32 protein-coding genes and 1 pseudogene are annotated in these 23,039 nt (G+C 70.1%); 16 read left to right on the top strand and 17 right to left on the bottom strand.

Annotation, left to right across the window (positions count from 1 at the left end; genetic code table 11):
* Positions 1-687: 687 nt before the first annotated feature.
* From AB0N16_RS38820 to AB0N16_RS38810, 3 genes are all read right to left on the bottom strand, one after another.
* Positions 688-861 (bottom strand): CsbD family protein, encoded by a 174-nt coding sequence (locus AB0N16_RS38820; protein WP_365805258.1) that lies wholly within the window; start codon positions 859-861, stop codon positions 688-690.
* Between the two features lie 294 nt (positions 862-1,155).
* Positions 1,156-2,175 carry an SRPBCC family protein gene (locus AB0N16_RS38815; RefSeq protein ID WP_365805256.1) on the bottom strand — a complete coding sequence of 340 codons (1,020 nt, stop codon included), beginning with the start codon at positions 2,173-2,175 and terminating at the stop codon, positions 1,156-1,158.
* 3 nt (positions 2,176-2,178) lie between these two features.
* The gene (locus tag AB0N16_RS38810; RefSeq protein WP_365805254.1) at positions 2,179-3,267 is read right to left on the bottom strand and encodes a histone protein; all 1,089 of its coding nucleotides are present in this window, start codon (positions 3,265-3,267) and stop codon (positions 2,179-2,181) included.
* Between the two features lie 84 nt (positions 3,268-3,351).
* On the opposite strand from AB0N16_RS38810, the gene AB0N16_RS38805 reads away from it, so the two are divergent.
* From AB0N16_RS38805 to AB0N16_RS38770, 8 genes are read left to right on the top strand one after another with little or no spacing between them, the layout of a single operon-like run.
* Positions 3,352-3,702: a gas vesicle protein gene (locus AB0N16_RS38805; protein ID WP_365805252.1), complete on the top strand. Its 351-nt coding sequence runs from the start codon at positions 3,352-3,354 to the stop codon at positions 3,700-3,702.
* A gap of 28 nt (positions 3,703-3,730) precedes the next feature.
* The gene (locus AB0N16_RS38800) at positions 3,731-4,216 is read left to right on the top strand and encodes a gas vesicle structural protein GvpA (protein ID WP_365805250.1); all 486 of its coding nucleotides are present in this window, start codon (positions 3,731-3,733) and stop codon (positions 4,214-4,216) included.
* 27 nt (positions 4,217-4,243) lie between these two features.
* Positions 4,244-4,957, top strand: a complete 714-nt coding sequence (locus AB0N16_RS38795; RefSeq protein WP_365805248.1) for a GvpL/GvpF family gas vesicle protein — start codon at positions 4,244-4,246, stop codon at positions 4,955-4,957.
* Positions 4,958-4,967: 10 nt separating this feature from the next.
* Positions 4,968-5,210 (top strand): gas vesicle protein GvpG, encoded by a 243-nt coding sequence (locus AB0N16_RS38790; RefSeq protein WP_365805246.1) that lies wholly within the window; start codon positions 4,968-4,970, stop codon positions 5,208-5,210.
* 39 nt (positions 5,211-5,249) lie between these two features.
* Positions 5,250-5,660: a gas vesicle protein gene (locus AB0N16_RS38785; protein ID WP_365805244.1), complete on the top strand. Its 411-nt coding sequence runs from the start codon at positions 5,250-5,252 to the stop codon at positions 5,658-5,660.
* Positions 5,653-6,483 carry a GvpL/GvpF family gas vesicle protein gene (locus AB0N16_RS38780; RefSeq protein WP_365805242.1) on the top strand — a complete coding sequence of 277 codons (831 nt, stop codon included), beginning with the start codon at positions 5,653-5,655 and terminating at the stop codon, positions 6,481-6,483. Before AB0N16_RS38785 ends, AB0N16_RS38780 begins: the two co-directional genes overlap by 8 nt.
* Positions 6,480-6,722 (top strand): gas vesicle protein, encoded by a 243-nt coding sequence (locus tag AB0N16_RS38775; protein ID WP_365805240.1) that lies wholly within the window; start codon positions 6,480-6,482, stop codon positions 6,720-6,722. The genes AB0N16_RS38780 and AB0N16_RS38775 overlap by 4 nt, the downstream gene beginning before the upstream one ends.
* The gene (locus AB0N16_RS38770; protein ID WP_365805238.1) at positions 6,712-7,122 is read left to right on the top strand and encodes a gas vesicle protein K; all 411 of its coding nucleotides are present in this window, start codon (positions 6,712-6,714) and stop codon (positions 7,120-7,122) included. Before AB0N16_RS38775 ends, AB0N16_RS38770 begins: the two co-directional genes overlap by 11 nt.
* Positions 7,123-7,154: 32 nt before the next feature.
* Here AB0N16_RS38770 and AB0N16_RS38765 read toward each other — a convergent pair whose 3' ends face one another.
* The 6 genes from AB0N16_RS38765 to AB0N16_RS38740 form a co-directional block, all read right to left on the bottom strand.
* Entirely contained in the window at positions 7,155-7,310 is a 156-nt protein-coding gene (locus AB0N16_RS38765; RefSeq protein ID WP_365805236.1) for a DUF6131 family protein, read from the bottom strand.
* Positions 7,311-7,416: 106 nt separating this feature from the next.
* Positions 7,417-8,025, bottom strand: coding sequence for an alkaline shock response membrane anchor protein AmaP (locus tag AB0N16_RS38760; protein WP_365805234.1), 609 nt, complete (start codon positions 8,023-8,025; stop codon positions 7,417-7,419).
* A gap of 31 nt (positions 8,026-8,056) precedes the next feature.
* Complete coding sequence (locus AB0N16_RS38755) at positions 8,057-8,767, bottom strand: DUF6286 domain-containing protein (protein ID WP_365805232.1); 711 nt, start codon at positions 8,765-8,767, stop codon at positions 8,057-8,059.
* Between the two features lie 49 nt (positions 8,768-8,816).
* A complete protein-coding gene (locus AB0N16_RS38750; RefSeq protein ID WP_365805230.1) occupies positions 8,817-9,230 on the bottom strand; it encodes an Asp23/Gls24 family envelope stress response protein in 414 nt (137 codons plus the stop codon).
* Entirely contained in the window at positions 9,227-9,397 is a 171-nt protein-coding gene (locus AB0N16_RS38745) for a hypothetical protein (protein ID WP_365805228.1), read from the bottom strand. Before AB0N16_RS38745 ends, AB0N16_RS38750 begins: the two co-directional genes overlap by 4 nt.
* Before the next feature lie 83 nt (positions 9,398-9,480).
* The gene (locus AB0N16_RS38740) at positions 9,481-9,969 is read right to left on the bottom strand and encodes an Asp23/Gls24 family envelope stress response protein (protein WP_365805226.1); all 489 of its coding nucleotides are present in this window, start codon (positions 9,967-9,969) and stop codon (positions 9,481-9,483) included.
* A gap of 157 nt (positions 9,970-10,126) precedes the next feature.
* On the opposite strand from AB0N16_RS38740, the gene AB0N16_RS38735 reads away from it, so the two are divergent.
* From AB0N16_RS38735 to AB0N16_RS38720, 4 genes are all read left to right on the top strand, one after another.
* On the top strand, positions 10,127-10,699 hold the full coding sequence (locus AB0N16_RS38735; protein WP_365805224.1) for a sigma-70 family RNA polymerase sigma factor: 573 nt from the start codon (positions 10,127-10,129) through the stop codon (positions 10,697-10,699).
* On the top strand, positions 10,690-11,364 hold the full coding sequence (locus AB0N16_RS38730; protein WP_365805222.1) for a hypothetical protein: 675 nt from the start codon (positions 10,690-10,692) through the stop codon (positions 11,362-11,364). The genes AB0N16_RS38735 and AB0N16_RS38730 overlap by 10 nt, the downstream gene beginning before the upstream one ends.
* The gene (locus AB0N16_RS38725; protein WP_365805220.1) at positions 11,364-11,732 is read left to right on the top strand and encodes a hypothetical protein; all 369 of its coding nucleotides are present in this window, start codon (positions 11,364-11,366) and stop codon (positions 11,730-11,732) included. The genes AB0N16_RS38730 and AB0N16_RS38725 overlap by 1 nt, the downstream gene beginning before the upstream one ends.
* Before the next feature lie 351 nt (positions 11,733-12,083).
* Complete coding sequence (locus AB0N16_RS38720; protein ID WP_365805300.1) at positions 12,084-12,743, top strand: GAF and ANTAR domain-containing protein; 660 nt, start codon at positions 12,084-12,086, stop codon at positions 12,741-12,743.
* A 49-nt stretch (positions 12,744-12,792) separates the two neighbouring features.
* Here AB0N16_RS38720 and AB0N16_RS38715 read toward each other — a convergent pair whose 3' ends face one another.
* From AB0N16_RS38715 to AB0N16_RS38695, 5 genes are all read right to left on the bottom strand, one after another.
* Positions 12,793-13,155, bottom strand: a complete 363-nt coding sequence (locus tag AB0N16_RS38715; protein WP_365805218.1) for an STAS domain-containing protein — start codon at positions 13,153-13,155, stop codon at positions 12,793-12,795.
* A 190-nt stretch (positions 13,156-13,345) separates the two neighbouring features.
* Positions 13,346-14,155, bottom strand: coding sequence for a SigB/SigF/SigG family RNA polymerase sigma factor (locus AB0N16_RS38710; RefSeq protein WP_365805298.1), 810 nt, complete (start codon positions 14,153-14,155; stop codon positions 13,346-13,348).
* Positions 14,156-14,663: 508 nt separating this feature from the next.
* A complete protein-coding gene (gene rocD / locus AB0N16_RS38705; RefSeq protein ID WP_365805216.1) occupies positions 14,664-15,884 on the bottom strand; it encodes an ornithine--oxo-acid transaminase in 1,221 nt (406 codons plus the stop codon).
* A 19-nt stretch (positions 15,885-15,903) separates the two neighbouring features.
* The gene (gene ddaH / locus AB0N16_RS38700; protein WP_365805214.1) at positions 15,904-16,767 is read right to left on the bottom strand and encodes a dimethylargininase; all 864 of its coding nucleotides are present in this window, start codon (positions 16,765-16,767) and stop codon (positions 15,904-15,906) included.
* 99 nt (positions 16,768-16,866) lie between these two features.
* The gene (locus AB0N16_RS38695; RefSeq protein ID WP_351733718.1) at positions 16,867-17,352 is read right to left on the bottom strand and encodes an Lrp/AsnC family transcriptional regulator; all 486 of its coding nucleotides are present in this window, start codon (positions 17,350-17,352) and stop codon (positions 16,867-16,869) included.
* A gap of 120 nt (positions 17,353-17,472) precedes the next feature.
* On the opposite strand from AB0N16_RS38695, the gene AB0N16_RS38690 reads away from it, so the two are divergent.
* Genes AB0N16_RS38690 through AB0N16_RS38675 form a run of 4 tightly spaced genes read left to right on the top strand, consistent with a single transcriptional unit; the run spans position 17,473 to position 21,497 of the window.
* Positions 17,473-18,222 carry a LytTR family transcriptional regulator DNA-binding domain-containing protein gene (locus AB0N16_RS38690; RefSeq protein ID WP_351698358.1) on the top strand — a complete coding sequence of 250 codons (750 nt, stop codon included), beginning with the start codon at positions 17,473-17,475 and terminating at the stop codon, positions 18,220-18,222.
* 2 nt (positions 18,223-18,224) lie between these two features.
* Positions 18,225-18,584, top strand: coding sequence for a hypothetical protein (locus AB0N16_RS38685; RefSeq protein ID WP_365805212.1), 360 nt, complete (start codon positions 18,225-18,227; stop codon positions 18,582-18,584).
* A gap of 22 nt (positions 18,585-18,606) precedes the next feature.
* A complete protein-coding gene (locus AB0N16_RS38680) occupies positions 18,607-20,319 on the top strand; it encodes a cation acetate symporter (RefSeq protein WP_365805210.1) in 1,713 nt (570 codons plus the stop codon).
* Entirely contained in the window at positions 20,316-21,497 is a 1,182-nt protein-coding gene (locus AB0N16_RS38675) for a histidine kinase (RefSeq protein ID WP_365805208.1), read from the top strand. Before AB0N16_RS38680 ends, AB0N16_RS38675 begins: the two co-directional genes overlap by 4 nt.
* Before the next feature lie 123 nt (positions 21,498-21,620).
* On the opposite strand, the gene AB0N16_RS38670 is transcribed toward AB0N16_RS38675, so the two are convergent.
* The 3 genes and pseudogenes from AB0N16_RS38670 to AB0N16_RS38660 form a co-directional block, all read right to left on the bottom strand.
* On the bottom strand, positions 21,621-21,791 hold the full coding sequence (locus AB0N16_RS38670) for a hypothetical protein (protein WP_351698366.1): 171 nt from the start codon (positions 21,789-21,791) through the stop codon (positions 21,621-21,623).
* Positions 21,792-21,804: 13 nt separating this feature from the next.
* Positions 21,805-21,936 (bottom strand): annotated as a pseudogene (locus AB0N16_RS38665) (serine/threonine protein kinase); the annotation flags it as partial.
* Between the two features lie 130 nt (positions 21,937-22,066).
* Complete coding sequence (locus AB0N16_RS38660; RefSeq protein ID WP_365805206.1) at positions 22,067-23,017, bottom strand: cytochrome c oxidase assembly protein; 951 nt, start codon at positions 23,015-23,017, stop codon at positions 22,067-22,069.
* Between the last annotated feature and the right edge of the window lie 22 nt (positions 23,018-23,039).

The raw sequence follows: 23,039 nt of genomic DNA, 5'->3' as shown, positions 1-23,039 counted from the left end.
TCATCCCAGGTCAGTATTGCTTTCACGGCGGCCGACCGCTGCGTGCCCGTCGCCATCTGTTGCCGTCTGTCGCCATGTTCGGTCGGCCCCATGCTGACCCTTCGCCGACTTACTTGACAGTTCATCAGTTATATCGTCGGTGCGGCGCTGATCGACAGTTTGCCGCTTCGCGGGCTTCGGTGAGACGCCCGGTACCGCCGACGGCGACCGCGTCCCTCGTCGGAGCCGGGGCGGCCGCTCCGCGTGGTCGTCGCGGCGGGGAAACAGACTCGCCGGAGCGGGCTGAAAGGCTTGGACGTGGGCACCCGGCTCCGGACGGCACCGATGGGGGTGCCGACTCCAAGAAGGAAAGGGAAACTCGTGTATATAGGCCTGGGTACCATCGTCATCATTATTGTCATCGTCGCCGTCGTCATGATGCTGCGCGGCCGATGAGTCGTTCCCCCCGTGCCGCACGATAAACCCTGACCACAGCCCGCCCTCCAAGGGGGAATCGACATGGCTGTGCTGATTTCCACACTTCTCCCTCGCCCTGATATCGGGTAGCGCCGGATTCGCTCCAGGTCCGGGGATTCGTTTCGCCGCTGGACCCTGGTTCTCGAGGGCACAGAAGAGCGAGGTCACAGAAGAGCGAGGTCACAGAAGAGCGGGATCCCGGAAACGGGATCCCGCTCAGCGTCTGCCTTGTCAGTGCTTGAAGACGTCCTTCGTCTTCTCCTTGGCCTGACGGGCCGCACCCTTCGATTTCTTGGCCTGACCTTCGGCCGCCATCCGCTCGTTGCCCACGGCACGGCCGACCGTCTCCTTGGCCTTTCCCGTGGTCTCTTCCATCTTGCCCTTTGCCTTCTGCTCTCCGGCCACTGTCTTTCACTCTCCTAGGGCTGTGGAATCGTGCACGCGTTCCGGGTACCCCATATGGGGCGGTAAAACAGGGTGGCGGCGAATTTGTGACCCCGCCCCGGCGCGAGCTGTCGAAAAGGCATCCGACGGGTACGGATGAGCGGCTGACCTGTCCGGACCTCGGTCGGCGCCGCGCCGCACCCTGACCCGGCCTGGGTGAGATGCGAGCGCATGCGCGTACGCGCAGTTCGCCTCGGGTGACGGCCATGCCCGGCGGGACCTGTACGAGGCGTGGAGCCGTGTCGGTGAGGCGCGTCAGCGCTTGTTCTCGTCGGCCTCCTCGTCGTACTCGCCCTCCGGCTCCTCCTCGTCGTACTCCTCTTCCTCTCCTTCCTCGCCTTCCTCGCCTTCCTCGCCTTCCTCTTCCTCTTCCTCTCCCTCCTCCTCTTCTTCGTCAGGCGCCTCCCCGTCCTCTTCGTCGTACTCCTCCTGGTCCTCGGCCTCTCCTGCGGCTTCCTCCTCTTCCAGCGCCTCCTCGTGGCTGCGGACCACCTCGCCGTCGCGGATCTCCCCGCGCCAGCCCTCGACTTCCTCGTCGGCGAACGTGACGTACCGCTGGAAGTGCTTGAAGTCCAGCCGCAAACGACGGCCTTGGGCGCGCCACAGGTTGCCCGTCTTCTCGAAGAGGCCCGAGGGGTAGTACTCGACGACGAGCACGATGCGCGTCAGGTTGGGCGTGATTTCGTGGAAGCTGACACAGCCGTGGGTGGTGCCTTTCGCGCCCTCGGAGCTCCATACGATGCGCTCGTCCGGCACCTGCTCCTCAACCGACGCCTTCCAGCCGCGGGTCGACGGACCGACCTTCACCTTCCAGGTGCTGGCGACCTCGTCGTTCTTGGACACACTGCGTACGCCTTTGGTGAAGCTGCTGAACTCCTGGTACTGGGTCCAGTAGTTGTACGCCGTGCGGATCGGGACTCCCACGTCGAGCACTTCGATGATGTTCATGACCTTGGTAGTGCCGGCCTTGCCACCGCCCCCTCCGCCGAAAATGCTCTTGGCCTTGTCCACTACGTTGTCCTTGAGCCCCTTGGCCTTCTGACCCACGAATGCCTTCAGCGGTGAGTCACCCTGGAGCATCCGACCGCCGACGCCGGCGAGTGTTCCCCCGTTCTCGGCCACGTCGAGAAGGCGGTCGGTGACATCCCCCACCTTGTCCCCTGCCTTGTCGGCGAGATGTTCCACCTGGGCACCGAGGTAGTCGACGAGTTGCTCGCGCAGCAGGTCCAGACCCGAACTTTTTTCGTGGTTGGTGTCACGCTCTTTGTCGGCCATGACCTACCTCCGCCGCCCAGTCGTCTTCTTGGCAGCGGTCTTCCGCGCCGGTGCCGTCTTCTTGGCAGAGGCCTTCTTCGCGGCCGTCCTGTTCGTCGTACTCTTCTTGGCAGCGGGCCTCTTACCAGTGGCCTTCTTGGCGGGAGGCGGAGACTTCTTCGCGGCCTTCTTTGCCGGTGCCGCCTTCTTGGCGGGGGGCCTGTGCGCCGCGGTCTTCTTCGCCGGTGCCGCCTTCTTTGCGGGAGCGGCCTTCTTCGCGGCCGTCTTACGGGGAGCCGGTTCGTCCGGCCGCTTCCTCGCCGCGGTTCCCGTCCGCCGATGGCGACGCGGTGGCGGTTCCTCCTCGGCCTCTTCTTCTTCGGGTTCTTCCTCGGCTTCTTCCTCGGGTTCCTCTTCGGGTTCCTCCTCCTCGGGCTCTTCCTCGGGTTCCTCCTCCTCGGGTTCCTCCTCGGGCTCTTCCTCCAGTTCGTCCTCCGGTTCTTCCTCCTCGCCCTCTTCCGCTTCTTCTTCGTCCTCGCCCTCGTAGCGCCCCTCGCCCTCCTCCGGCTCCTCCTCGTCCTCCTCGTACTCGTCCTCGTCCTCTTCGCCCTCGCCCTCGTCCTTTTCCTGGCCGATGCGCGACGTCCGCTCGCGGAGCGAGTCGGCGAGGTCGGCGAGGCGCCGGTCGGCAGCGGTTGCCAGGGCTTTACGACCGGCGTCCAGGAGTTCGCCGCGTACCTGCTGGTTCAACTCGGCGACTCCTGGCATGTCACCGAGCTTGCGGAGTCCGGTCGTCATCAGCTGCTGCGGGTCGAGCCCAACGCGTCGGCCGGCGAGGTAAGTTGCCATGGCGAAGGCAAGGCGCGCCTTCTTCGTACGTCCGAGTACATAGCCTGCTGCGACGGCGGCGGCGAGGCCGACCTTGGTCGTGTCGTTCATAAGCCGATTCCCTTCAAAAAGGGCTGGTGAAGACGCTCGCGTCCGGACCAACGCCCCCGGTCCCGAACCCGCGATGGAGACAGCAGACGGGTGGCATGCGCCCCGTGCCTCACTGCCCGCTGTGTCGCAGACACACCCCGCAACCCCGGGCAGTTCCCCCGCGAAGTCATCCACGCTGGGGCGATATGTGTCTCTATGTGATGAAATTATAGGGTTCATGGATGGAATATGGCGCCCGCTCCGACCCCCGGAGAGACCATGGCCGCACCAGAACCCCGAAGGCGATCCAGCAGTCGGAGCCGCGGTTCCGACGGGGACGGCGCGAGCGGTTCCCGTCACCGCTCCGGCAAGGGCAATGTCGGCTGGGCCATACGCTCCGCCGTCGGACAACTTCAGGAGCTGCTCGGCCGTGCTCCCGAGTCCGTCTCGGCAGTCAAACCGACCGAAACCGGTTGGGAAGCCGACGTCGAGGTACTCGAATTGGAGCGTGTCCCCGAAACCACCAGCGTGATGGCCACCTATCGAGTGACGCTCGACGAGGAAGGCGATCTGGTGGGATACGAACGGAAGCGCCGCTATACGCGCGGCCAAATCGACCGGCGGGGCTGAGACAGCACAGCCGGTGAAGGGAGGCACCATGACGGTGGTGCCGCAAAGTGGAGGCGGTGTCGCTCGCGGTGGCGGGACCGGCAGCCTTTACGACGTCCTGGAACTCATTCTCGATCGCGGGCTCGTCATCGACGTGTTCGTCCGCGTTTCGCTGGTGGGCATCGAAATTCTCAAGATCGACGCTCGCATCGTCGTGGCCAGCGTCGACACCTATCTGCGTTTCGCCGAGGCGTGCAACCGTCTCGACCTCGAATCCGGGAGGAAGGCGCCCGCCCAGTTGACCGACATCGTCGGAGACACGGTCGAGAGCGGAGCCAAGGGCAAATCCAAGGGGGCGCTCTCCGGTGCGGCGGAAGCGGTCACCGATTCCCTCAAGGGGATCACCGGCCGTGACGCCGCCGAAGAAGAGGCTGAGGAAGAGGAGCCCGAGGAAGAAGACGAGGGCAAGCAGAGGGAACCCGTGGAGCGGCGGCGGCGGCCGGTTCGGCGTGCCTCCCGACGTGAGCGCGAATGAGGCTCGCCGCGCGAGAAGGAGTGAGCCATGGCCGTATACATCTACTCCATCACCGGCAAGCAGCACCCGCTCCGCCTCGACGGACTCAACGGCGTCGGTGAGCCCCCGGCAGGTTTGCGGACAGTGACGGCCGGGCCGCTGTGTGCTGTCGTCAGCGACGCGCCGGAGGATCTGCGCCCCAAGCGCCGCGACGTCATGGCGCACCAGGAAGTACAGGAGCGCCTCCTGGCGGACGGCACGGTGCTCCCCATGCGGTTCGGGCTGATCGCCGAGAACGACGAGGCTGTCCTGGCGGCCCTGGAGCAGAATGCCGCGGACTACACGGACCGGCTTCAGGCTCTGGAGGGGTGCAGCGAGTACCACCTCAAGGCGTCGCAGGACGAGGACGCGCTGCTGCGGCAGATCCTGCGGGAGTCGGACGTGGCACGAGAGCTCAATGACGAGATCCGCGGCGGCAACGCCGCCCCCGACGCTTCGCTGCGACTGGGGGAGCTGGTCACCCAGGAGGTACAGGCACGACAGGAGGCACTGGCGGCGGGTGTGGTCGAAGCCCTGCGCCCCTTCGCCCGGACGCTTGAATCGTCCCAGCCGACGGGTTCGGACTTTCTCAACGTGTCCTTCCTGGTGACCGAGGACCGGGAAGAGGCATTCCTCACCACGGAGTTGAGCGTGGCCCATCAGATGGGCGACGACTTCGATTTCCGCCTCAACGGCCCCCTGCCCCCTTACAGCTTCGTCTGAAGGAGTTCCCATGGGCCTGTTCACCCAGCTCGTCACCCTCCCCCTGGCCCCCGTGCGCGGCGTCGTATGGGTCGTGGATCGGGTCCGGGAGGAAGCCGAGAACCAGTACTACGACCCCGCTCCGGTGCACCGCGAACTCGCCGAGCTCGAACGTCTCCTCCTCGCCGGGGACATCGACGAGGAGACGTTCGACCAGCGCGAGGACGAACTACTCGACCGGCTGGAGGAGATCCGTGCCTATCGGCAGGGCTGACACTCCTGATCCGGCACGAGGGAATGCGAGGCCGCAACCGTGACTGAACCCCTGGCCAACAGACTCGGCTCCTACCCGTCCCGAGCGGCGCCGTCCTACGGGCAGGGCTCCTCCGCCAATCTCGCCGACATCCTTGAACGGGTACTCGACAAGGGCATCGTCATCGCGGGCGACATACAGATCAACCTTCTCGACATCGAGCTGTTGACCATAAAACTGCGCCTCCTGGTCGCCTCCGTCGACAAGGCGAAGGAGATGGGCATCGACTGGTGGGAGCACGACCCCGCGCTCTCCTCCCGGGCCAGGGGTGAACGGTCACTGGCAGAGGAGAACCGCCGGCTGCGGACCGAGATCGATGCTCTCCGCCAGGGCAAGGCCCTCCCCGCGGAGGAGGAGGAGGCGCCCCGGGGCACAGGCAGCCGTGGCCGGGGAAGTGCTCGCGATGAGTGACCTGTTGACCTACGCGTACGCGGTGGTACGCGACACCGAGGGACTGCGGGAAGCGATCGCGCCGCTCCGGGGCGTCGGTGACGCCCCGGTCGGCCTCGTCACCGACGAAGGCGACGATCGGTTGGGGCTCGTGGTGAGCCGTGTGCCCGCACAGGACTTCCAGGAACACGCTCTCAAGCAGCATCTCGAGGACCTGGAATGGCTGGAAGCGGTGGCCCGCGCCCACCACGGCATTATCGAAGCCCTGGCCGAGCGCACCACCGTCCTTCCGCTGCGCCTGGCGACCGTCTACCTCGACGACCGGCGGGCCCGGGAGGTACTGGAAGCCGGGCGGACCGTGTTCGCCGAGCGGCTGGCCCGGCTCTCCGAACATGTCGAATGGGGGGTCAAGATCTACGTCGAGCCGTCCGCGGTCCCCGCGGCCCCGGCCGTTCCCGCGGGGGACCTGCCCCCCGGGCGCGCCTATCTGCGGAACCGCCGGCAGCAGCAGAGCGTGCGCGACACCGTGTACCAGGCGGCGCAGAAAGCCGCCGAGCGCGTGGAGACCGCGGGCCGCAAACACGCCTCCGACCGGGTCCGGCACCGCGTACAACAGGGTCCTCTCGCCGACGCGGCCGGCGGCGGCGGTGTCGCGGGCGAGAACGTCGTCAACGACGCGTACCTCGTGCCCCTGAAGCGTTGCGACGACTTCCTTGCCGACGTGACGCGCGCCGCCGACGGGCTGGACGGGGTGCGGGTCGAGGCCACCGGCCCCTGGGCTCCGTACTCCTTCGCCATGCCACCCGGCGAATCCGGCGTCGCCGCGGAGGGAGCACCCCCGTGATCACGCCCGGCCCGCCCCCCGAAGCGGAGCGTCTGCCCCAGCGGCAGGTCGCTCTCATCGATCTGCTGGACCGGTTGCTGACCGGTGGCGTCGTCCTCACCGGTGACGTCGTGCTGTCCATCGCCGACATCGACCTGGTCCGCGTCTCCCTGCGTGCCCTGATCGTTTCCATCAGCGAGCAGAACCCCTCGCCGTGGACGAGCACCGGCCCGCTGCAGGGCGGCGACCGTGACGGCTGAGGGTGGGAGCCGGCCGTCGCGCCGCGCCGAAGAAGTCGCGGAGGCCGCCGCACGCGCCTTCCGGCTGCTGCCCGCCGCCCCACGCGACCTGGACCCGCCGGCCGGAAAGGGCCCACGTCCCCCGGCTCGGCGGATCAGCTCCGACCGCGACACCGTCGAACGGGACCTTCTCAGGCTCGTCCTCACCCTGGTGGAACTGCTGCGACAGCTCATGGAACGACAGGCCCTGCACCGCGTCGATCAAGGAGACCTCACCGACGACCAGGAAGAACGCCTGGGTGCGACCCTCATGCTCCTCCACGACCGCATGAGCGACCTGTGCGCCCAGTACGGACTGACCATGGAGGACCTCAACCTCGACCTCGGACCGCTGGGCACGCTGCTTCCGCCCCCCGACTGAATCCCGGCGTGCCCGCGGGCCAGGTGCGGCGATCACCAGTAGTGGCGTCGACCGGCGACAGCGTGTCCCATGCTGCCGAGGAGCCACAGGATGGCTCCGATGACCAGCAGGATGATCCCGATGGTCCACAGGATGGATATCCCGGTGACGAAGCCGACGACGAGCAGAATGATGCCCAGGATGATCATGGTTTCTCCAGGGAGGAATGGTGCCGGAGCCCCGGTAGTGGTGCCCGGTGCCCCGGCGAACGGCGGGAGACCGGACGGGGGGGAACGGAGGGGGGTGGTCTTCTCCTTACTCCGCGCGGTGCGGTTTGTGGCCGGCGACCTGTAGGCGGACCTCGGTGGGCAGGTGGGAGGAGCCGGTGGACCGACGGGCGGTTCGGAGCGGGCCTTCGCACAGGGCATCGAGGACGGTGCCGGGTGCCGCCTGAGGGGTGAGAGTGAGTCCGACGCGGGTGCGGGGACGGGCAGGACGGCCGGTGATGCGTACGGCCGTGTGCTCCACGCCCGGCAGAGCACCGGCTTCGGCGGCGATCGCGTCGCTGAGCGCGCGGTCGCGGAGTTCGATGCCTTCCTGCGGAGGTGTGCCTCCGACGGGGAGCATTCCGGGGCGGCGTCGGCGCAGTTGGGCGAGCAGCCACCACAGGGCGAGGAGGACGACGAGGACGAGGGCGGCGATCACCGCGGGCCACCACCACCAGCCCTGGCTGCTCCAGCGGGCCCGGTCGGCGGAGCCGAGCAGGACGTCGTCCGGTGCGGTCAGGGGCCAGCCGACGGGCGGCATCAGATCGTGCCGCCGGTAGATGTCGATCCCGGCGAAGAGGATCAGCAGACCGCCACCGAGCAGTACCAGTCCGGCGAGGGCCAGCAGACTGCGGTTGACTACGGGTTGCGGCGTCATGGTGCGGTCTCCGGTGCTGCTGTTTCTACGGTCAGTCGGTGCGTCGCCGTACCCGTACGACGACGCGGGGAGGGCGGGCGAGGGCGAGTTGCTCGCACTCGTCGCCGAGGACGGCGGTGAGGTCGTCCTTCACTTGCCGGGGTTCGCGGAACCGGACGTCCGCGCGGGCTCTGACGCGGTGGCGGCGCACCCGGACGCGAGCCTTACGGACCCCGGGTACCCGCATGGCGGCGTCGCGTATCAGATCGGCGGCGCCGTCCCGGTCAAGGGCGGCCCGCAGCCCGGGTGCGGGGGAGCGCAGGGGCAGCCAGTGGCGCAGGCCGGGAGTGAGGGCCAGCACGATCAACCAGACGCCGGCGGCGGCCGCAACCGCGGCTCCCGTGAGCATCCACACGTCGTCCACCGGGCGGGTGGCCAGTTCGTCGGCCAGGTGCCGGCGCCAGCCTGCCGCAGGGCGTCCCGCCCGCACGGCGACTACGTCGACCAGTGCCGCGCCCGCCGCCGCGAGAACCAGCGCGGCTACCAGCGCGGCTGGAAGGCGGCGCGCGGACCACGGCCGGTGGGTTCGGTGCCCGCTGCCGGGCTCACCGGCCGTCAGGTTCGGCGGGGGCGCCTCGTGTTCGGGCGGGCCGGGCTCTGCCGGCCGCTCCCTCGGCTCCTCGGGCTCCTTCGCCAGCGGCACCGTGGCAGGGCGCGCGGACGGTGCGGAGTTGCGGCTGGGCGGATCCGGGTCGGGTGTCATTCCGGTCCTCCTTCTTCCGTGGCCTGACCGGCACCGGCCGCGGGGCGGCTCACCGGACCCGTCCCCGGTTCGCGCCGGCGGCGGTCACCAGCCGCCGGACGGTGAGCGTGACCTCCCGAATCTTCAGACCGGTCAGTTGACCCACCCGTTCGGCGACGTCCTGCCGTATCCGCGCGCAGACCTGGGGGATGTCGGCGGGGTAGGGCAGGTCCATGGCCAGGTGCAGGCGCACCGATCCGGTACGGGTGACCGCGGAGGCGGCGGGCGCCGCCGGTCCGTTCCGGTCGGGCGGTATGGCGGCGCGCCGGGACTGGGCCGTGCGGGCGGCTTGGAGGGCGATACGGGCGACCACCCGGTCCGGTATGACCGTGGCGCCCCGCTCGGCCGGGGGCGGCAGGCCGGCGGCTCGCGCCGGTGGGCCGGACCCTTCGCCGAGGGGCGGGGCTCCGGGCCGGGTGTTCACCGTTGCCTCCGCGCATGCAGGTCGAGATCGCCCTGCACGACGAGGCCGACGATCAGCCCCGCCGTTCCCAGGACGAGAACGAGCAGGAATGCCCAGAAGCCGCCGAAGTAACCGGCGAAGGCCAGGGCCATGCCTGCCGCGAGACCCGTCGTCGCTGCGTTCATCATGCACTCACCCGTCTCGCGAGCGTGTCCCGGTCGCCGTGACCGACCGCTCATGCCCGAGGACACGGTGGTGGTCACGGCAGCGGTCACCGCACGCGGCCCTCGTCCGGTTGGGTCTGCCCCTCCTCCTCGTCGTCGGGGAGGTCGACGTCGTCGACCACGACGTTCACCTCGACGACCTCCAGCCCCGTCATCCGTTCCACGGCGCTGATCACGTTGGTGCGTACGGCGCCGGCGACGTCGACGATGGAGACGCCGTAGTCGACGACGACATCCAGGTCCACCGCGGCCTGCCGCTCGCCGACCTCGACCTTCACCCCCCGCGTGACGCCTCCTCCGCCGCCGGGGACGCGTTCCCGCATGGCGCCGAAGGCACGGGCCATTCCCGCTCCCAGGCTGTGGATGCCCGGTACCTCGCGGGCGGCCATGCCCGCGATCTTGGCCACCACACCGTCCGCGATGGTGGTCTTCCCCCGTGTCTCGGCCGGAGTCCCGGCCCCGGTACGGCCCGTCAGCGCGCTCACGCCCGCATCGGCCCGGCCGCCCCCGCTGACGCTGGTGATGTTGTCCGTCATGGCGGTCGCCTCGATCGGTCAGTGGGAGACACCTGCGTGGTGCCGTCAACAAGTTGGACACACGCGGCGGCGTCGTTCTCACACGTATCGCATGTGACGTGCATCACATTGACGTGGGTGGGTACTCGCTCGTCCCGAGCCCTGTGCGGGAGTTGTCATGATCGAACGCGCTGTTTCGCCACGGCTGGAATGCGATCTGCCGGACGGACTGCTGGCCGTACGGGCGGCCGAGGGAGACGAGGATTCCTTCGCCGTTCTCGTCCGACGGCACAGCCGGTCCCTCCTGACCCTGGCCCGATGCATGCTCGGCAACCCTCAGGACGCCGAGGACGCCGTACAGGACGCCTTCGTCAGCGCCTGGCGGCAACTGCCGGAATACCGCCACAGAGCGGAGTTCCGAACCTGGATGTACCGCATCACCGTCAACCGCTGTCTGACCATGCGCCGGCACCGGCTGCCACCCCTCTCCCTGAACACCGTCGAACCCGTGGCGGGCGACGCGTGGAGCCAGCCCGACCGGTCCGCCGAGCGGGACGCGGCCGCCGCCGCCCTGACCCGCGCGCTCGCCGAGCTCGACGCCGGGCAGCGGATCTGCTGGATCCTGAGAGAGGTGCAGGGCATGCCCTACAGGGACATAGCCCACGTGACGCGGACCAGCGAGCCGACAGTGCGCGGCAGACTGTTCCGGGCACGCCGATCCCTGCAGGAGGCGATGGGCCCATGGCGCTAGACGACCCGCACAGGCGGACTCCCGAACCGCCCGGAGCCGAGGGACCCCGCCCAGGATCGGCCGTCGCCGACGCGCCCCCGTTCCCGGGGGACGAGGTGCTGCCCTGCGGCCGCCTCCTCAGCCGGGTCTGGGAACAGGTCCAGGACGAGGCGCCGGCCGCGGACCCGCACATCGTGTCCTGTCCGCACTGCCGCGAGGCCGTCGAGGGGCTGGCCGCGGTGAACGCGGCCGGCCGGACGCTGCGCGCCGTGGACCCTCCCGGACTGCACGCACTCGCCGACCGCGTCATGAACGCCGTCAGGGCGGAGGCCAGGCTGGGACGGCTGCTGTCCCTGGCCGACCCGGACCGGGACCTGCGGATCACCGAGAGTGCCGCGGCGAAGGTGCTGCGGCGGGCCGGGGACGCGGTCCCCGGTGCGCGGGTCGCGACCTGCCGGTTCACCTCTGCGGGCGGGGACCCCGAGGTTCGGGTGACCATGACTCTGGTCGCCGCCTTCGACCGTCCGCTGCCCGAGTGCGTTCACCAGGTGCGCCGATCGGTCCTCCGCTCGGCCGGTCAGGATCTGGGGCTGGCGGTGACGGCCGTCGACATCGCCGTGGTCGACGTACTGGAGCCCTGGCCGCAGCCCCCCGACGGTGACCTCCGGACCGATGGTGGTGTGTGATGACCACCGTCGGCCCTGCCACGCTCCTCGGCGTCGTGGCCGAGGCGGCCCTCGCGGTTCCCGGCGTGACCGGCCTGCCACCCCGTCTCGCCCAGCGCCTCGCGGCAGCCGCCGCGCCCACCGGGACGTACACCGCGTCTCACCGCACGCCGCCCGAGGCGGGCGTCCGCGCCGAGCGGGCGCCGGACGGCTCCGGATGGCACATCGAGGTGCGCTGCGCCCTCGCCGAGGGCCGACGGGCGCTGGACGTCGCCCGCAACGTACACGACCGGGTGCGGACCGCCGTCATCTCCCACCTCGCCGCCCCGGAGCCGGTCACTGTCACGGTCACCGTGACCCGCATCGCCACCCGCTACGACCCGCCGTGAGCGTCGGCGCCGCGGACGGACAGTGGTGACACCGGGCCCCGGAGTTCGTCATCCGGAGGGCCGCCGGCACCTGGGGGCGGACCGAACAGCGGCCACGCCGTCGGCGATGTCTCGCGGGGGCGCCGAGATGGGACGTTCTCCTTTCGGCGCCGTCGTCATCCCGGTGCCCCCGCGTTCGCCGACGGCGCCGGCTCGGTGGGACCCGGCCGAGTTCGGCCCCCACTCGGGAACGGCCCCTGCCCTGCGCCCTGATCGAAGCGTGCAGCTTTCGTGAGAGTCCGGGTAGGAGGGTTGTCCGGGACGGGACGAGTGGCGGAGGACACCGTGGACTGGAGCCGGTTCGCGTGGCAGATGGCAGCGATGGCGCGGGATCTACTGGCGCGGGATTCGGTGGACGCCACGCTTGAGCGGATCACCGCGTCGGCCACCGAACTGGTCGAGGGCTGTGACGCGGCCGGCATCCTGGTCGTGCACGACGCGAAGGTGGAGACCCTCGCCGCCACCCATTCCCTGGTCTCCGACACTGACCTGCTGCAACAGCAACTGGGCGAGGGACCGTGCTTCGCCACCCGCGGTTCGCAGGGCGAGCCCGGGTTCCGCATCGCCGATCTCACCAGCGAGGGGCAGCGCTGGCCTGCTTTCGCCCGGCAGGCGCGTCAGCTCGGCGTGGGCAGCATGATGGGCTTCCGGCTGTTCACCGAGGACGAGGACCTCGGCGCGCTGAACTTCTACTCCCGTCGGCCCGGCGCGTTCACGGACGACAGCGGGCGGGCGGGCGTGCTGCTGGCCTCCCACGCCGCGGTCGCCTTCTCAGCCGCCCGCAGGCAGGACCAGATGGAACAGGCCATCGCCACCCGCCACCTCATCGGCGAGGCCATGGGCATCGTCATGGGCAGCCACCGCCTCACCGAGGAAGAAGCGTTCGACGTACTGCGCCGCTACTCACAGGCGAACAACCTCAAGCTCCGCGAGGTGGCCCGCCGGGTCTGTGAAAGAGGCAGCCTGTCCTGACCTGAACGGTGACCTCCCCAGCCAAGGCAGACTGTGGCTGCGGGGAAGGTCATTGCTCCAGCGCATGGCGCACGGTGGGATGGCAGGAAATGAGGGTGTCGATACCGACGATCTGCATCACCCGCAGCACCGTCGGCTGAGCGCCGGCCACGCGCAGCCACCCCCCGGCGGCCTCGGCCGCGCGGTGGGCGGCGATGAGCGTGTTGATGCCGCTGGAGTCCATGAACGTCAGGTCGGTGAGATCGGCGATGGTCCGCGGGGAAGTGCCGTCGGTCGGTGGGCTCAGGGCCGCTCCGGCGTAGGCGCCGGTGTTCTGGTCCAGTTCACCGTGCAGGGCGACGAGCCGGACGCCGCCGACAGTGGACTGGCTTGTCGTCAGCTGCTGGGGCTGGTCCGGCTCTGTGTCAGTCACGGTGTCCTCGACTGCGTTCGCTGGTAGGGCTCCTGCGCCGGACGTCGGCCCGGACGACTGGGAAGGCTGGACGTCTCCGTACCGGCCGTCGGTCAGGCATTCCAGGTCCGGCTTGAACCGACGGGCAGGAGTGTCATCGCCCGTGTCGCTTCGGCCGACGGCCCGGTGGGCCCCCGTGCGATCCGCGTGCTCACCCGGGCAGGAGGCCGGTGCGGAGTTTGGTCAGGATGTTGGTCAGCAGGCGGGAGACGTGCATCTGGGAGACGTGCAGTTCGCGGCCGATCGCGGCCTGTGTCATCTCCTGGCCGAAGCGCATCTCGATGATGGCCCGTTCGCGGTCGTCGAGTTCCTGGAGCAGGGGGCCGAGCGCGTGCAGGTCCTCGAACAGCTCCAGAGCCGGGTCGACGTCGCCCATCGTGTCCGCGTAGGTGGGCGTGCTGTCGCTTTCGTCGTCGCTGCCCACGGTGTCGATGGAGCCGGCGACGTAACCGTTGGCGGCGATGAGACCCTCGATGATCTCGTCTTCGGTCAGGTCCAGGTGGGCGGCGAGTTCCCCCACTGTGGGGGCGCGGCCCAGCTCGGCCGCGAGCGTGTCCTTGCTCCTGGCGAGGCTGACGCGGAGTTCCTGCAGGCGTCGTGGGACGTGGACGGCCCAGGTGGTGTCGCGGAAGAAGCGTTTGATCTCGCCGACGATGTAGGGGATCGCGAACGAGGTGAACTCGACCTCTCGGGAGAGGTCGAAGCGGTCGATGGCCTTGATCAGGCCGATCGTCCCGACCTGGATGACGTCTTCCATGTCGCCGCTGCCCCGGTTGCGGAACCGGCGGGCCGCGAACCTCACCAGGGTCAGGTTCATCTCGATCAGCGTGTTGCGGGCGTACTGGTGCTCGTGGGTCCCCTCCTCCAGGGTCTGGAGGCGATCGAGGAAGAGCCGGGACAGCTCGCGTGCGTCCTTGGGGCTTACCTTGCCGCCATCCTCGATCCAGGGCAGGTCATCCATGACGGCAGGTGTTTCCGTGATGGTGGCGCTGGTCTCGCGGGCATGCACGGAGGGGGTCACTGTGTCGCCTTCGGTGGAGAACGGGGTGAGCTTCTCTTGCCCCCGTACGCCAGATACATGTTCCGGCGGCGTGGCGCGTCGCCCGTGGGGATTCCAGCGCGTCGAACACCCCGCCCGAACAGACCTGTCACGGCCCGGTGAGAGCAGGCGCGACTCGCGGCCGCGCCGCACTGCCGCAGGCAGGTCGGTGGCGCCGCGCTTGGCGTAGCTGCGACGGATGTGGGTGCCGACCGTGTTCACCGGGACCGACAGCTCGGTGGCGATCTCCGCCGGCGCGGCCACGGGGGAGGGGCTGCTGGGGCCGGAGACGGTCGCGACCGTCTCCGGCGGCGTAGCGGGAGCACGGCGGCGCAGGGGGGCGGCCGCGCCGCCATGCGGATCGCCGACCGTACGGATGGTCCCCGGCTGGACAGGTCGGCCGCGCCCGCCGACGCGGCCGACCCCTCGCTCAGACCGCGAGCACCTTCTCCAGCACGCCCAGCGCCGACCGCAGTTCCTCCGCCGTGACGGTCAGCGGCGGGGCCAGCCGGATCGTCGAGCCGTGCGTGTCCTTGACCAGGATGCCCTCGCGCATCAGGCGCTCGCTGATCTCGCGCCCGGTGCCGATCGCCGGGTCCACATCGACGCCCGCCCACAGGCCGCGCGAGCGGAAGCCGACCACGCCCTTGCCGACCAGCTCATTCAGACCGTCCCGCAGGACCACGCCCGCCTCGGCCGCCTTGCGCTGGAACTCGCCGCCCTCCAGCAGTTCGACCACGGCGGTGCCGACCGCGGCGGCGAGCGGGTTGCCGCCGAACGTCGAGCCGTGCTCGCCGGGCCGCAGCACACCCAGCACCTCGCGCCGGGCCACCACCGCCGACACCGGGACGATCCCGCCGCCCAGCGCCTTGCCGAGCAGCACGACGTCCGGGACGACGTCCTCGTGGTCGACGGCGAGGGTACGACCGGTCCGGCCGAGACCGGACTGGATCTCGTCGGCCACGAAGAGGCAGCCCGCCCGCCGGGTCAGGTCGCGGACCCCGGTCAGATAGCCGTCGTCCGGGATCACGACCCCGGCCTCGCCCTGGATCGGCTCGATCAGCACGGCCGCCGTCGTCTCGTCGACCGCCGCCTCCAGGGCCGCCAGGTCGTTGTACGGCACGATCCGGAAGCCCGGCGTGAACGGGCCGAAGCCCGTCCGGGCGGTCTCGTCCGTGGAGAAGCTGACGATCGTGGTCGTACGGCCGTGGAAGTTGTCCGCCGCGACGACGATGGTGGCCCGGTCGGCCGGGACGCCCTTGACGTCGTAGGCCCATTTGCGGGCCACCTTGATTCCGCTCTCCACCGCCTCGGCGCCGGTGTTCATCGGCAGCACCATGTCCAGGCCGGTCAGCCCGGCCAGGCGTTCGGCGAACTCCGCGAGCCGGTCGTTGTGGAAGGCGCGGGAGGTGAGGGTCAGCCGGTCCAGCTGGCGGTGGGCGGCCTCGATCAGGGTCGGGTGGCGGTGACCGAAGTTGAGGGCCGAGTAGCCGGCCAGCATGTCGAGATAGCGGCGGCCCTCGACGTCCTCCACCCAGGCGCCCTCGGCGCGGGCGACGACCACGGGCAGCGGGTGGTAGTTGTGGGCGAGGACCGGCTCCTCGGCCTCCATCAGCTCGGCGGAGGTACGGGTGTGCGCGGGTGCGGTCATCGGTGACTCTCCTCGTACCTCAGCGGATTTCCTGGGTGCAGCACTTGATGCCGCCGCCGGCCTTGTGGAACTCCGACAGGTCGACCGGGACCGGTTCGTAGCCCTGGTCGGCGAGCCGGGCGGCGAGCGCCTCGGCCTGCGGCGCGATGAAGACCCGGCGGCCGTCGGAAACGGAGTTCAGCCCCCAGGCCATGGCGTCGTCACGGGTGGCGAGCACCGCGTCCGGGTACAGGCGGCGCAGCACCTCGCGGCTGCCGCTGGAGAAGGCCTCGGGGTAGTAGACGATATTTCCGTCGTGCTGGCCGTCCAGGACGAACAGCGCCGTGTCCAGGTGGTAGAAGTACGGGTCCACCAGGGTCAGGCTGATCACCGGGTGGCCGAAGAACTCCTGTGCCTCCCGGTGCGCCTCCCGGGTCGTGCGGAAACCGGTGCCGGCGAGCAGGTACCGGCCCGTCCAGACCAGGTCCCCCTCGCCCTCGGCCACCGAGCCCGGGCGGTACACGTCATAGCCGGCGGTCTTGAACCAGAGGTCGTAGTGGGAGGACTCGGGGCGCCGCTCGGGCGCGTGGAACAGGGAGCCGAAGACACGGCCGCCGACGACGACCGCCGAGTTCGCGGCGAAGACCATGTCGGGCAGGCCGGGGACCGGCTCCAGACGGTCGACGCTGTGGCCATGAGCCCGGTAGGCGCTGATGAGCGCGGTCCACTGCTCATGGGCCAGGTCGACGTCGATCCTGGTGTCGGGGTTCATCCAGGGATTGATCGCGTACTGCACGGCGAAGTGTCTGGGTTCGCAGACGAGGAAGCGCCGGAGGCGCGGCACACGGCTTTCGGCCACAGAGGTGTTCCTCCGCTTTCCTGCGGTGTGAACGAGGGTTGACACCAAGGTAGAAAGCGTCGGATACGGGCGACAAGCGATGAGCGTTGCGTGTCTGCGCAGGATTGCTGCGTCTCCGATGCGGCAAACGCAGCATCGGTGCGTTTACTCGGGAGCCGCGTGGGTCGCACCCGCCTCGGGACTCTCCGGGAGCAGATGCGACAGCACCATCACACTGATCGTCTTCCGGATGAAGGGCTCCACCCGGATCCGCTCCAGCACCTCCTCGAAGTGGTCCACGTCCCGGGCGCGGACATGCAGCAGGGCGTCCGCGCCGCCGGTCACCGTCATGGCGGCGGTGATCTCCGGATGGTTGCGGACCACCTCCGCCAGCCGCCTGGGCGGCGCCGCGCCCTCGCAGTACACCTCGACATACGCCTCGGTACGCCAGCCGAGGGCCGACGGCTTCACGGTGGCCGTGAACCCGGTGATCACTCCGGTCTCGCGCAGCCGGTCGACCCGCCGTTTGACGGCCGTCGCGGAGAGCCCGACGGCCGCGCCGATCTCGGCGAAACTGGTCCGCGCGTTCGCCATCAGAGCGGTGGTGATCTTCCGGTCGAGATCGTCGAAGGGGGCGGTGGAGCTGTTCATGTCCGCACTGTATCCACGGGGAAAGGCACTTCAGGTACGCCACTTCATGCGGTCCGTCCGGCGCGGGCGTCCACGTCCGGTACATGTCCAGCGCGCCGGTCCGCCGCCTACACTCCGTTCATGCTGCGCGCCCTCGCCGTCGACGACGAACGCCCCTCGCTGGAGGAGCTCCTCTATCTGCTGAACGCCGATCCGCGCATCGGCAGCGTCGAGGGAGCCGGGGACGCCACCGAGGCACTGCGCCGCATCACCCGCGCCCTGGAGTCCGGACCCCACGGCCCCGAGGCCATCGACGTCGTCTTCCTGGACGTCCAGATGCCCGGCCTGGACGGCCTGGAGATGGCCCGGCTGCTCACCGGCTTCGCCCGGCCCCCGCTGGTCGTGTTCGTCACCGCCCACGAGGACTTCGCCGTACGGGCCTTCGACCTCAAGGCGGTCGACTACATCCTCAAGCCGGTACGGAAGGAGCGTCTGGCGGAGGCGGTACGACGGGTCGCCGAACGGCGCGGCGCCGCACCGCACATACCCGTGCACGAACCCGACCCGGACCACCTGCCGGTCGAACTCGGCGGAGTCACACGGTTCGTGGCCGTGGACGACATCACCCATGTGGAGGCCCAGGGCGACTACGCCCGCCTGCACACCGAGCGCGGCAGCCACCTCGTGCGCATCCCGCTCTCCACCCTGGAGGACCGCTGGCGCTCCCGCGGCTTCGTCCGCATCCACCGCCGCCACCTGGTCGCCCTCCGCCACATCGGCGAACTCCGCCTGGACGCCGGCACGGTGAGCGTCCTGGTCGGCGGCGAGGAACTCCAGGTCAGCCGGCGCCACGCCCGCGAGCTGCGGGACCTGCTGATGCGGAGGGTCTGACGGTGCCCACCGATCCCGCCGAACGCCGGGTCACCGTCACCGGCCCGCCCCGCCGCAGCCGCCGTACCTCCGGCTACTACCGGCCGCGCACCGAGATCGATGAACAGACCACCCTCGGCCACACCTACGTCCGCTCCCTGATGCGCTCCCAACTCCGCGTCGCTCTGGTGGTGTTCGCCGTGCTCGTGCTGCTCGTCGGCCCGCTCCCGCTGGTGTTCGCGGCCGCCCCGCAGACCCGCCGCCTGGAGTGGCTGGTGCTCGGCTTCTGCCTGTACGCCCCACTGATCCTGCTGGCCCGCTGGTACGTGCGCCGCGCCGAACGCAACGAGAAGGACTTCGTCCGCCTCGTCGAGGACCGATGAACTCCCTTCCTGACGAGGCCCGATGAACTCCGGTTACGCCGTCCCGGCCGTCGCCCTCGTGGTCGTCACGACCGTCCTCGTCGGCGCCTTCGGCCTTCGCATCTCCCGTACCACGTCCGACTTCTACGTCGCCTCGCGCACCGTCGGCCCACGGCTCAACGCGGCCGCGATCAGCGGCGAGTACCTCTCCGCCGCCTCCTTCCTGGGCATCGCCGGACTGGTTTTGGTGCAGGGCCCGGACATGCTCTGGTACCCGGTCGGCTACACCGCCGGCTATCTGGTCCTCCTCCTGTTCGTCGCCGCCCCGCTGCGCCGCTCCGGCGCCTACACCCTCCCCGACTTCGCCGAGGCACGGCTCGCCTCGCAGCCGGTACGGCGACTGGCCGGGGCGTTCGTCGTCGGCGTCGGCTGGCTCTATCTGCTGCCCCAACTCCAGGGTGCCGGACTGACGTTGGCGGTGCTCACCGGAGCCCCGGACGCACTGGGCGGGCTGATCGTGGCCGTGGTCGTGGTGGCCATCGTCGCCGCCGGAGGCATGCGCAGCATCACCTTCGTGCAGGCCTTCCAGTACTGGCTGAAGCTCACCGCCCTGCTCGTCCCCGCCCTCTTCCTCGTCCTCGCCTGGCAGGGCGCCGGCGCCCCCACCCACGCCTTCGACGAGCCGGCCGCCTTCCGCGACCAGCGCACCGTCGACGTCCAGGACACCCTCGACCTCAAGCTGGACCGCCCCCTCACCGTCACCGTCACCGGCACCGTCGACGGCCGCCCGCACCGGGACGCCAGGGTCACCTTCCCCGAAGGCACCCACCGGATCACCGCCGGCACCCGGCTGACCTTCGCCAAGGGCACCCGGGTGCCCGCCACCGGCCGGGGCACCAACGGCGGCATGTCCACCTCGCTCGCCGAGAGCCGCGAGGAACGCCCGCTGTACGCCACGTACGGGCTGATCCTCGCCACCTTCCTCGGCACGATGGGCCTGCCGCACGTCGTCGTCCGCTTCTACACCAGCCCGCACGGTGTCGCCGCCCGCCGCACCACGGTCGCCGTGCTCGCCCTGATCGGCCTGTTCTACCTGCTGCCGCCCGTCTACGGTGCCCTCGGCCGGCTCTACACCCCCGAACTCACCCTCACCGGCAACGCGGACGCGGCCGTCCTGCTGCTGCCCGACCGGGTCATCGGCGGCCTCGGCGGCGATCTCCTCGGCGCCCTGGTGGCGGGCGGCGCCTTCGCCGCGTTCCTGTCCACCGCCTCCGGACTGACCATGGCGGTCGCCGGAGTCCTCACCCAGGACGTCCTCCCGTCGCGCGGGGTACGGCACTTCAGACTCGGGACCGTGCTGGCCATGGCCGTACCGCTGGCCGCCAGCGTGCTCGTCGGCGGGCTGCCGGCCGCGGACGCCGTGGGGCTCGCCTTCGCGGTGTCCGCCTCCTCCTTCTGCCCGCTGCTGGTCCTCGGCATCTGGTGGCGGCGGCTGACCCCGCCCGGCGCGGCCGCCGGGATGCTGGTCGGGGGCGGGTCGGCGTTCTGCGCGGTGGCCGCGACGATGGCCGACTTCCCGGGCACCGGGAACCTGCACGCCCTGCTCGCCTGGCCCGCCCTGTGGTCGGTGCCGCTGGGCTTCCTCACGATGATCCTGGTGTCCCTGGCGACACCGGGCCGGGTTCCGCCGGGCACGGCCGCGATCCTGGCCCGCTTCCACCTCCCCGAGGAGCTGCGTGCGGAGGTGAAGGCGTGACCGGATTCCTGGCCGGTCTCCTGGTGGCGGTACTCCCACTGCTGGCCGCCGGCTTCTGGCTGGGCCGCCGCACGGCACGCCCCGAGAGCCTCGGCGGTCTCGGCACCGCCGTCGAGCACGCCACTTTCGAGACCCTGCACACCGCCTCCCTCGCCGCACCCCCGCTGCGCGCGGGCCTGACCGAGGAGACCGCCCGCCGCTCGGCCCGCCGGCTGCGCACCCTGCTCGGTACCGACGCCCTCTGCCTCACCGACCACGACAACCTGCTGGTCTGGGACGGCGTCGGCGACCACCACCGCACCGAGATCATGGAGCGCCTCGCCGGACCACTGGAGTCCGGCCGTGGCGAGGCCTTCCGCCTGCACTGTGAGGCCCCCGACTGCCCGGTCCGCTGGGCCGTCGTCGCCCCGCTCACCGTCGACGACCGCGTCCACGGCACCCTGGTCGCCTGCGCGCCGCGCGAGTCCGCCGTCCTGGTCCGCGCGGCCGGCGAGGTCGCCCGCTGGGTGAGCGTCCAGCTGGAGCTGGCCGACCTGGACCGCTCCCGCACCCGGCTCATCGAGGCCGAGATCCGCGCCCTGCGGGCCCAGATCTCCCCGCACTTCATCTTCAACTCGCTCGCGGTGATCGCCTCGTTCGTGCGCACCGATCCCGAGCGGGCCCGTGAACTCCTCCTGGAGTTCGCCGACTTCACCCGCTACTCGTTCCGCAGGCACGGCGACTTCACCACCCTCGCCGACGAACTCCACGCCATCGACCACTACCTGGCCCTCGTCCGGGCCCGCTTCGGCGACCGCCTCACGGTCACCCTCCAGATAGCCCCGGAGGTGCTGCCGGTCACCCTGCCCTTCCTCTGCCTCCAGCCCCTGGTCGAGAACGCCGTGAAGCACGGCCTGGAGGGCAAGACCGGCACCTGTCACATCCAGATCACCGCGCAGGACGAGGGCGCCGAGGCCCTGGTCGTCATCGAGGACGACGGCACCGGCATGGATCCCGGCCTGCTGCGCCGCATCCTCGCCGGCGAGACCAGCCCATCCGGCGGCATCGGCCTGTCCAACGTCGACGACCGGTTGCGCCAGGTCTACGGCGACGACCACGGCCTCGTCATCGAGACCGCCCCCGGAGCGGGCATGAAGATCACCGCCCGGCTGCCCAAGTACCAGCCCGGGGTGCACTAGGCGCTCCCCGGTGTGTCGTTGCCGTCTGCGGCGCCGCGGTCGTGGCTGGTCGCGCCCCCGCGGCGGTAGCGCACATCCAATACGGCCCAGCGCCCCTTTGGGGCGCTGGGCGCGGCCGGTGTGTCAGTTACTCTGGGTGACCACCATCGCGAGGGTCAGCAGCCCCAGCACCACCCACCCGAACCAGAGCCAGCCGTTGCTGCCGAGCGCCACCGTGTAGGCCGTCACCACCACGAGTCCGCCTACGGTGAGGACCCCCATCGCCTTGGTGGAACCGTTCGTAGAACCGGGCATCGTGACACCCTCCTCATGGTCCGACTCCCTCCATGGTGCCCCCGTTCCGCCTCCGCACGGTGCAGACGACGAAATGCGCCCCTGTCTTCCACATCCCCTCACTGGTCCAGGAGGCCGCCCGGTACCCAAAAGGATCGAATCCGTACCGCCGGGGGAGAGGCGGCCGGCGGTGACCCGGCGGCCGCCCGGGCTCGCGCCCGCACCGTCACGCGGCGCGTGTACCACGGGAGCCGGCGCGACGGTTCCTCGGACGGCTGCTGCCGACGGAAGGCTCTTCAGCCCCTGCGTGCGTTCAGTGAGGCCAGATAGGCGTTGTAGGCCTCGAGTTCCTTGTCGCCGTCCCGGTCCGCGGCCCGGTCCGAGCGCCGGGCCTGCCGCTGCTCGGAGCTGTACCACTGGAACAGCAGGGCGATCAGCACCAGCACGGACGGGACTTCACTGAACGCCCAGGCGATACCGCCGGCGGCGTTCTGGTCGGAGAGCGCGTCGATACCGAGCGAGCCGGGCGGATTCTTGAACGTCTCGACCATCGGCTCCGACGCCATCATCAACGCGATACCGAAGAACGCGTGGAACGGCATGCCCGCGAACAGTTCCAGCATCCGCATCAGATACCCAGGCCGGTGCGGCCCCGGGTCGACGCCGATGATCGGCCAGAAGAAGACGACACCGACGGCCAGGAAGTGCACCATCATCGCGATGTGCCCGGTCTTCGACCCCATCAGGAAGTCGAACAGCGGGGTGAAGTACAGCGCGTAGAGGCTCGCGATGAACAGCGGGATCGTGAAGGCGGGATGGGTGATGATCCGCATGTACCGGCTGTGCAGCAGGGCCAGCAACAGCTCCCGGGGGCCCTTGCGGCCCTTCCCGGCGACGGGCAGCGCACGCAGCGCGAGCGTGACCGGGGCGCCCAGCAGGATGAAGATGGGCGACAGCATGCTGATGATCATGTGCTGCACCATGTGCACGCTGAACATGACCATCCCGTAGTCGTTCAGCCCGGTGCACATCACGAGCATGATGGTCAGCACACCGACGACGAACGACACCGTACGTCCGAGGGACCACGCGTCACCGCGCCGCCGCAGCCGCACCACACCCCACCCGTACAGCGCGAGTCCCGCGACACAGGCCACGAGGAAGAAGGGATCCGCCGACCACTCCAGCCCCCGCCCCAGCGTGAACGGCGGCAAGTCCATGGTCATGCCGTGCCCGCTGTGATCCATCCGGCGGCTCCTGATTCGTGGG

It is taken from the genome of Streptomyces sp. NPDC051105, assembly GCF_040682795.1.
Taxonomy (GTDB): Bacteria; Actinomycetota; Actinomycetes; order Streptomycetales; family Streptomycetaceae; genus Streptomyces.
The sequence above is the reverse complement of the archived record's forward strand: the minus strand, read 5'-3'. Positions and strand labels throughout refer to the sequence as shown.